Origin of the sequence: Shimia sp. SK013 (genome assembly GCF_001292625.1) — a bacterium.
Lineage (GTDB): Bacteria > Pseudomonadota > Alphaproteobacteria > Rhodobacterales > Rhodobacteraceae > Shimia.
The window spans coordinates 1-1100 of sequence record NZ_LAJH01000025.1; the positions used below are offsets into that span (position 1 = coordinate 1).

Genomic DNA, 1100 nt, shown 5'->3' on the forward strand with positions numbered 1-1100 from the left:
GCGCACTGACTTCCTAGAGCAACGTGCCAAGCTGGCCGAGCGCTGGGCGGATCATGTTACCGGCGGCGCTGGGCAGGTGGTGAAGCTGGCGAGAACAATGTAATGGAGAAAGACTTCTCGAATGCTGTTTCCGAAACAGAAAGATGGCTGAAATCCAAAGATATACGGTCCGCAATTAAAAACACTCGAAGCCTGCAAGTGTTTTCGATGGCAAACGAAGCGAAGCGTTCGTTACCCGGATACGATAAAAAGATGAAGGATATGCCGATACGGGTGACCTTCAAGGAACCACCATACTGGACCTTGTCCAAACTCCTAAAGGAGTCGAGTTGGTTTCCCCCGGCATTTAATGCGCTTCGGCAACTAGCCGCAGGTCTTATGGAAGCTGATGAAGAAATGCCGCAAGAACTCGCGCAGTGGTTGGTTGGCTTTTTAAAGGGAAATTTGGAGCCACCTGCTACCCCCCGAAACATGCGTAAAAAGCTTCCGGGTGACAGGTTTTGGCGAGATTTCTACGTTTGGTCCGCCGTCGAAAATCTGATCGAAAATGGCTTCAACCCCACCAGCGACCAATACTCTAGGTCTCAAAGTGCTTGCGATATTGTCGCTGTAGCGATGAAAAAATTGGGGGTCAGTCCGATGAGCGCTGACGAGGTACACAAGATATGGAAGCGTTTAAGCGACACGGAGTGATTTCTAACAAAAACAAATACTTGTCGGAATTCTATTAGGTTTCTAATAGCACGATTTTTATCTGCACTGGTTTTGACATCCTTGGGCTGTGTTTTATTTGAAAGGACAGTCAAAGATGCAAAAGTATCTAACATTGACGGAACTCCGCGCAAAGCTGGGCAACCGAAGCCGAAGCGCAATCTATTTGGATTTAGCGGCAGGCCGGCTTCCCAACCCCATAAAGCTAGGCGGACGCCTATATTGGCCGGAAGCTGAGTTGGACGCCCACCTTCAAAGCCTACGCGAAGAGGCCGCCTGATATGAGTGGCGGGCAAATGGAAAACCCCGGCGCGCTTGAGACGCTACCGGGGCAGGATAACCGCTATGCGGCGGGCATTCAGAATATAACACAGGCAAGATGCGCAGAG

The 1100-nt window shown here is 50.4% G+C and carries 1 protein-coding gene; it reads left to right on the top strand.

The window, feature by feature from the left end:
* Positions 1-102: 102 nt before the first annotated feature.
* Positions 103-693, top strand: a complete 591-nt coding sequence (locus SHIM_RS17565; protein WP_054003998.1) for a hypothetical protein — start codon at positions 103-105, stop codon at positions 691-693.
* The last annotated feature ends 407 nt before the right edge of the window (positions 694-1100 follow it).